Raw genomic sequence first — 8,164 nt, forward strand, 5'->3', positions numbered from 1 at the left:
GGGAGTGGGAATGAAAGTTAAGAACAAGCCTTGACACAGTTTAAATTACACCCCCGAGTACCTTATTTCCTCTTTTTCGTAAAACCACATTTCTGTTTACCTACTTTTGAAAATGTCTTATCCTCTCAGCCCAAAATTGTTTACCAGATATATTTTTGATAAAGATACATTTCTTTTGGATGAATCTATTAAATATTGTTTAATAGATTCATCCCCAATGTCTTATATGCTTTTATGTATATTTTAGGTAAACTGATTTTTTGTTTAGGTAAATAGTATTGTGGTTTTATCCAAAAGATACTATTTCTTTCCTTGTTCTATCTGTTATAAGACTATGAAAATAATAGTTTGAATAAATCATGTAACTGTATGAATATCAGCATGTATCTTGCGAATTTACTAAACTGACTGTCATGTCCTTCGGTTCTATCCTATGGTAGCTGTAGGATACAACTTTCAAAAACCACAAAACTGTTTACCTGTTTTTAAGATGATTTTTACTTGCTATAAACCACATTTCTGTTTACCTAAGGAGAAGATTGTGTCTTTAGCAATGTAGGTAAACAGTTTTGTGGTTTAGGTAAACAGAAATGTGGTTTTTGGTACATAATAATGTGGTTTTAGGTAAACAGTTTTGTGGTTTATGAGTTGCTTTCTTTATTTTAGGTAAACAGTTTTGTGGTTTTTCTCCGATATATGAATAGACTCCTAATTGTCTAATTGCCTAATTGTAGAATTGTCTAATTGCCGGAAAAACTATATAAGTAAGCTTCATTGCCCATGTTGAGTACTTACAATAACCAACGAAGCCTGTTTCAATGCGCATTGAAACAGGCTTCGTTTTTTCTGTATCTGAGGTTGTTTTTATTCATTTTCCTTATATTTCTGCAAACGGTTGACTATCTTGTAGCCTCTTCCATATCTTTTGCCTTTGATACCAATCAGTCCACCATTATAGTAATTCAATACTTCTTCTTTATGTAGTCTTGATAGGGTGGTATTGAAGCAGTTTCTCTTAAGAGTAGGATAGAGTTGTATAGTCTTCTCCAGGAGATTCTCTTTTGTTTGTGGGAGAGATTCCTCTGTTAAAACCTTTATCATCGTCGATGCCAGAGAAGGCTTCGCATCATTTCTCAAGCTAGTCTTCTCTTTCTTCTCCTTCTTTACTTTCTTCTCCTTCTTATGGTTGTCGACAGTTGGAGTAGCAGTCTTTATCTCTTCCTTCTTTGCCTGTTTGGCAAAGGATTCCGTATTGATGTTGAGTTTCAGTCCCAGAATATCCGAAATGATGTTCTTAAGGACATAAATGAACAGCTCGCTGTCTTCGCTCTTGAGTGAGGTTTCCTGTTTCCAGTAGCGACTCTTGAAAGCAAGTTGAGTCAACTCTTCAATTTCCTGTTCAGAAATATCTTCTTTGTTCGTGAGACGTGCATTGGCTACATTGAGGAATGAAGTAAAGGAGAAAGTGGAGAATTGGCTTGGGATGACGTATGTGAAAACATGACTGTTTTCTCCCTTTGCTGAAGGGTGTCTGAGATTAATCATACTCATCCCCTTTACCAGTGCTATCAGGAAAGCCATGCTGGCGTATGAGAGGCTTGTATTTTCAACCTCACAGATTCCTTTATAGTCGAGGTTCTTGTCCGAGATAAAGTTCATGGTGAAAATACCATAGTTGGTCCATTCTGTAGAATAGAGCAACTGCTGGAGTGTTGGGTCTTCTGGTACTCCTAAACCTCGGTTAACGCTGTCTATATAGCGACGCATGGTTTCCAAATCATCCCATTGGAGAAGTGAATTATCTCCCGACTCATTGTTTCTGATGCAGCCGATGATTCCCAGTCTGATAACGTCAGGGGAAGTTGAAGTTCGCAGATGATTAGCGAGCTTGGCAAATAAATTAGGCATCCAGTCGAAATCATCAACTGGCGAATCTATATAGTCTTCCTGATAGTAGTTGTTATCAGTAAAATCTAAATCTTGATACATGCTATATTCTGTGAAAATTTTGAATTCAAATCTTTTATGCAAAGGTAAGAAAAAATGTTCTATTCTCCAAATTTTTGGCTAACTATTTGAACATCAGAGTATATTTTGTGGTTTTGTTTGCCTGAAAATCACAAAAATGGTCATACTTGTAAGAAAATACCCCTTTTTTTTAGTTGACAGGTCAAAAGGTGAGAAAGATTCTGTATTTTTTCTTGTATGATTGAAATGTTTTTTGTAACTTCGCAGCATGATAAAATATGAATAATAATACTTATATATAATTTAAGGTGAAAGCATTTACATATATCCAGCAAGGAAAGTTTGGCTTCACAGAAAAAGAGAAGCCTACGATAATAGATGAGCATGATGCCATCGTAAGAGTTACGCTGAGCAGTATCTGTACCAGCGATCTTCACATCAAGCATGGTTCTGTGCCTCGAGCTGTACCGGGGATTACTGTTGGCCATGAGATGGTAGGAATTGTAGAGAAAGTAGGGGAGAAGGTTACCCACGTGAAACCGGGAGACAGAGTAACCGTGAATGTGGAGACTTTCTGCGGAGAATGTTTTTACTGCAAGCATGGATACGTGAACAACTGTATTTCTCCACATGGCGGATGGGCACTGGGATGCAGAATCGATGGCGGACAGACGGAATATGTGAGGGTTCCGTATGCTACTACAGGTTTGAACAAGATACCTGATTCTGTAAGCGATGAGCAGGCTCTCTTCGTTGGCGATATCCTTGTTACAGGATTCTGGGCTACGAGAATATCTGAAATCACAGAAGAGGATACGGTGCTGATTATCGGTGCCGGTCCTACGGGTGTCTGCTGTTTGCTTTGCACCCTGCTCAAGAATCCAAGTAACATTATCGTCTGTGAGAAATCACAGGCAAGAAGAGAGTTCATTCAGAAGCATTACCCACAGGTGATGGTTGTTGAACCTGAGGATTGTGAGGCATTTGTCAGACAGCATAGTCAGCATGGTGGAGCCGATGTAGTGATGGAGGTAGCTGGTGGTTCGGATACCTTCCAGCTTGCCTGGAGATGTGCCCGTCCTAATGCCATTGTCACCATCGTCGCCATGTATGACAAGCCACAAATACTTCCGCTTCCTGATATGTATGGCAAGAACCTCATCTTCAAGACGGGAGGTGTGGATGGATGCGACTGTGAGGAAATCCTTGATTTGATAGCCCATGGAAAGATAGATACCACTCCTCTGATTACCCATCGTTTCCCGCTTTCAAGAATTGAAGAGGCATACGATGTCTTTGAGAACCGCAAGGATGGAGTCATCAAGGTTGCGATATTTCCGGGATAAACAAGAAGAGGGTGAATCATTAACTTATGACACACCCTCTTTCCTGTTAAAATAAATATTAAACTTTACTGTCAGGAATGGCAGATACAACACCTTGGTGCATCATACGCGATTTTTCCTTAGCCAAGGCTTGCATGTCTACAGCCACATCGTCTTCATCCACGATTTCTACGCCAGTCATCGTTTCTATTACGTCTTCCATGGAAACCACTCCTCTCAGACATCCGTATTCATCCACGATGATAGAGATGTGTTCTCGTTTTTCCAACATCTTTTCCCATATCTGGTATAGAGATTCATCCTCGTTGAAGGAAAGAATCGGACGCATAAGCTCGGATAATCTGGTTTGGAACTCATCGTCTGAAATCGATTTGAGAATCATATCTTTCAATACGTATCCCACAATGATATCCTTGTTGTTGTCATAAACGGGAATGCGTGAGAAATTCCATTCTTTCTGTTCGTAAAACTCCTTGGTAGTCAGATTCATGTTGGCTGATTCTACTACGATGGATGGAGTCATGATCTCCTTGGCCTTTACTCCGGCAAGGCGAATGCAGCTTTTGATGATTTTGCTTTCCGATTCACGGAAGATGCCTTCTGTAGTACCTACGTCTACCATAGCCGATACCTCTTCGCGACTCATGGAAGCCTGGTGATTCTTCGGAGTAAATACCTTAGTGATAAGTTCCGAAAGCAGCACCAAAGGATAGGTGATGAAGATGAGCACACGGATGATCTTGGTAGATGTCATGGCAAGAGAGCGCCAATATGAAGCTCCGATGGTTTTCGGGATGATTTCTGAAAGTACCAGAATCAGAAGGGTGAGAATGGCGGAAATAATACCGAAGTATTCTTCGCCAAAGAGTTTCATCGACTCGGCTCCGACACCGGCAGAACCGATGGTGTGGGCGATGGTGTTGAGCGAAAGAATAGCACCCACCGGGCGGTCTACATTATTCTTATACTGTTTCATCAGTGAGGCAGTCTTGTTGCCTTGATTCTCCTTCATCGAGATAAACGACATCGGGGTAGAAAGTAGTACCGCCTCAAGAACGGAGCATAAAAAGGATAGTGACAGAGCACCTAAAAAATATAAAATGATTAAACCCATGTAATTTTTAATTCGTTAATAATATGTTATCTCAAGCAAGATAGATATTACTTCCGAAGACTACAATTGAGGATGTAATGGGGAACATTACATCTATGTTTATCCAATATAAGTGCATTTATAAATACCATTACTATATGTTTCATATTTTCTGCAAAGATACAGATAAAAATATGAATTTAATATGTTTTTGCTGAAAATTAAATTGTTTTAATATGATTTTGGTAAATCTGTGTAGGAGTATAAAAAAATCTAATTTTAACAATAATATGATGTATAATTCATCAAGTATTTATGAATATTAGGTATTTTTGCAATCAGCATTTAGAAAACAGAGTAAATATGGAAAAGAAAATACCCATCATTCTCCTTAACTTTACCGGCGTATACGACTTGGAGGCATTTGCCTCAAACAGGAATATTGTCCATGTAGATTGCCGGGACATGAAAGGGGTAGACTGTTATTGTGACGAAGAGGGTAGGAAGGAACTGCACCGCCGATTGGCTCCTTTTCCTGCCGAGGCTGTTCATTTCATCGATTCTGGAGATTTCCACTATCTTACCGAATATTGGGTATCCAGGCTCCATGAACCTTTTTCCCTGATCGTTTTCGACCATCATCCGGATATGCAGCAACCGGAATGGGAGGGTGTTGTGTCGTGTGGCGGTTGGGTGAGAGATGTATTGGAGAAGAACCCGTTTGTCAAACACATTATCATTGTAGGAGCATCGGATGAGTTGATTGCTCAGGTGCCTGATCACTTAAGAGAAAAGGTGTTGTTCTACAGTCAGGCTGAGATTGATCATCACCAGGCTTGGCCGTCGAAGGCTGGCAAACTCATACATGAGCCGGTTTACATATCCATCGACAAGGATGTATTGAGAAAGCAGGATGCCATCACCGACTGGAGCAATGGTGACATGACGCTTCTCCAGCTCCAAGCCGTGCTTCGCATCATCTATGACCATGAAAAAGTGATAGGGGTAGATATTACTGGCGAATGTTCCGCAACGCTTGACTATTTCTCTGAAGTGAAAGATGCTGCAGTCAATAATCTGGCTAATGAGGAACTGCTCAGGATGATTCTGAAAGAGAATAATCTCTCTATTTATCATAATCACCCTTAGAACACGGATAGGAGAGCAGAGAATAAACGGATGAAAATGGATAAATTTGGCAGCAAAGTTTAAATTAATTATCCTTTGATGCCAATCCTGTCAAAAATGGATTACTCTAGATATACAAACCGAGACTGGCACATAACTTGCTTCTACCCAGGATGAAAGCGGAAGCCAAGAGGGCAAGGGGAACGATAAGAACCCTAAGCAATGACATTTGAGGGTTTCTTGAAATCCTTGAACCTCGAAAGCCGAAGCGATCATTATAAAAAGGATAAATATAATAAAACAAGTAGAAATCCCGACAGAGCCGGAAGGCGAAGAGAGGACGAGAAAAATACAATTAGGAGGTTTTACATTATGTTGTTAGCTCGTAGAAATAATAGTGTTTCAAATTGGTTGAACAGTTGGTTTAATGATAACTTCTTTGATACAGACTTGATGCCACGCATGAATGCTACAGCTCCTGCAGTTAACGTCAAGGAAAGCGCTACAGCCTACACGATGGAGGTTGCCGCTCCTGGTTTGAAGAAGGATATGGTCAAGATGAACATCGACAAGGATGGTTACTTGAATGTATCTATCGAGAACAAGGATGAGAAGAAGGAGGAAAAGAAGGAAGAGCATTACTTGCGTCGTGAATTCTCTTACAGCAACTACTCTCAGAGCTATGCTTTACCTGAGGATGCCGATCAGGAGAAAATTTCTGCAGAGGTCAGTGACGGTGTCTTGAAGATAGAGATTCCTAAGGTAGCCAAGGAGGAGAAGAAGGAAGACGTTAAGCACATTGAGATCAAATAATTACTCATAACGTGCTAAACAGTTTTCTTGATGACTTTCATAAGCATTAGAAAATAATTAAAACGGAGGCTAGTCCCAGCAATGGGGCTAGCCTTTTTGTTTTTTCTCATAATTACCCGATAGAATCTTTGTCATCCTCCGTCACCCGTGTTTGGTCTTCTTTCGGCTGTGGCTTAGGTACGAACCCAAGGATGGCAACCAGACAGCTCATCAGCGGACTGATGATGTTGAAGAAACAGAACGGGAGATAAACGAGTGTCGGAATGCCGAGAACCGTACTCAGTGTCATTCCGCAGGCAGTCCAAGGAACCAGTACGCTCGTAACGGTAGCACTATCCTCCGTACTTCGGCTCAAGAGTTCCGGCCTGTATCCACGTTCGGCATATTCGTCCTTGTAGATAGATGCATTCATGATGATACTCAGAAACTGGTCGCCCATCACTAGATTGAGCAGAACACCGGATGTCACCGTGCTGCATACGAGTGATACGGTGCTGTGGATGCTTTTCAGGAGGATGTGGGTGATGGCGTGGAGCATTCCGCTGGCTACCATGCACGAACCGAAGCACATGGCACAGAGAATAAGCCAGATGGTATTGAGCATACCCGCCATTCCACGGGTGGCTACGAGATCATTGATGCTGTCCATGCCGCAATCTACCTGGGTATGGGTATAGCAGGTAGTCATGATTCCTTCAAAGAGACTCTTGGCGGTAATGCCGCTTTCGCCAGCTATCTTTACGAGCACTTCCGGCTGGAGAATGAGAGCACAGATGCATGCTGAAAGGGCCGAAAGCAGAAGCGTGATGAGAGATGGAGTCTTGCGGTAGATGAGCCATCCGGTAAACGCAGGAACCAGCATCGTAAGCAGGGAGATGTTGAAACCATGGCTCAGACCGGTAAGATACTGGCTTACATCCACTGGCTTGGAATCATAGCAGAGTCCGATGATGAGGTAGAGTACCAGTGAAAGCAGGATGCTCGGTATGGTGGTGTAGAGCATGTAGCGGATATGTGAGAAGAGATCAGCTCCGGCTATGCTCGAAGCCAGCACGGTAGTATCGCTCATAGGCGAGAGCTTGTCACCGAAATAGGCACCCGAGATAATCGCTCCTGCCGTATAGGGTGCCGGTATGCCAAGGGCATCACCTATTCCCATCAGGGCAATACCGATGGTGGCAATGGTGGTCCATGAGGTTCCTGTCATCACCGAGATGATGCTGGAGATGATACATGCGCAGGGGAGGAAAAAGGTAGGCGACATAATCTGTACACCATAATAGATTAATGTGGGTACAACGCCACTGATCATCCAGGTGGCTGACATCATACCGATGAGCAGCAGAATCAGGATAGACACTCCTGCATCGCCCACAGTCTTTTTGATCATCTCCTCGAAGATATTCCATTTCATCTTGTAGATGGTCATACTGAGCGCTACGCATACGGCTGTAGCTATCATGAGGGCTACCTGTGATGCACCAGCCAGGGCATCATCTGGGAAGAGTTTGACAACCAGGACGATAAGAGCGATAAGTACAGCCAGTGGGAGTACTGATACGAGCGGGTGTGGTTTGTACTGCTGCTGAGACGGGTTGAGAGCCTGGTTCTCTGCAGTTTGATTCATTTGGTTCTTGTTGTTTTGTTCCATTGATTAATTCTCTCTTACTATGATTATTTATTCCGGATCACTAGTGTCCCGTTAAAACGAGACGATTATTAAATAAGTTATTAATACTCAAAAGTTTACGGACTTTTTATAGTGTATTCGATTTGATTTTGTATCTTTGCACGCATATTTAAAATACGTGTGCGA

Annotated in this window: 6 protein-coding genes; 3 read left to right on the plus strand and 3 right to left on the minus strand. The window is 41.9% G+C overall.

All coding sequences use genetic code 11. The features are described from left to right. Positions 1 to 864 precede the first annotated feature (864 nt). Positions 865 to 1,989: a hypothetical protein gene (locus KSW37_RS14555; protein ID WP_217315059.1), complete on the minus strand. Its 1,125-nt coding sequence runs from the start codon at positions 1,987 to 1,989 to the stop codon at positions 865 to 867. Positions 1,990 to 2,276: 287 nt separating this feature from the next. Between KSW37_RS14555 and KSW37_RS14560 the strand changes: the two genes are divergently transcribed. After that, the gene (locus KSW37_RS14560; RefSeq protein WP_217315061.1) at positions 2,277 to 3,314 is read left to right on the plus strand and encodes an alcohol dehydrogenase; all 1,038 of its coding nucleotides are present in this window, start codon (positions 2,277 to 2,279) and stop codon (positions 3,312 to 3,314) included. Between the two features lie 58 nt (positions 3,315 to 3,372). Here KSW37_RS14560 and KSW37_RS14565 read toward each other — a convergent pair whose 3' ends face one another. Beyond that, entirely contained in the window at positions 3,373 to 4,428 is a 1,056-nt protein-coding gene (locus KSW37_RS14565) for a CNNM domain-containing protein (RefSeq protein WP_217315069.1), read from the minus strand. 342 nt (positions 4,429 to 4,770) lie between these two features. Between KSW37_RS14565 and KSW37_RS14570 the strand changes: the two genes are divergently transcribed. Further along, entirely contained in the window at positions 4,771 to 5,556 is a 786-nt protein-coding gene (locus KSW37_RS14570) for an arginase family protein (RefSeq protein WP_217315071.1), read from the plus strand. A gap of 351 nt (positions 5,557 to 5,907) precedes the next feature. Continuing rightward, the gene (locus KSW37_RS14575; protein ID WP_217315073.1) at positions 5,908 to 6,348 is read left to right on the plus strand and encodes an Hsp20/alpha crystallin family protein; all 441 of its coding nucleotides are present in this window, start codon (positions 5,908 to 5,910) and stop codon (positions 6,346 to 6,348) included. A gap of 112 nt (positions 6,349 to 6,460) precedes the next feature. Here the strand turns inward: KSW37_RS14575 and KSW37_RS14580 are convergent, their stop codons facing one another. Continuing rightward, a complete protein-coding gene (locus tag KSW37_RS14580) occupies positions 6,461 to 7,975 on the minus strand; it encodes a Na+/H+ antiporter NhaC family protein (RefSeq protein WP_217315075.1) in 1,515 nt (504 codons plus the stop codon). Positions 7,976 to 8,164: the final 189 nt, after the last annotated feature.

This window comes from Segatella copri (assembly GCF_019127135.1).
In the GTDB taxonomy this organism is placed as follows: Bacteria; Bacteroidota; Bacteroidia; order Bacteroidales; family Bacteroidaceae; genus Prevotella.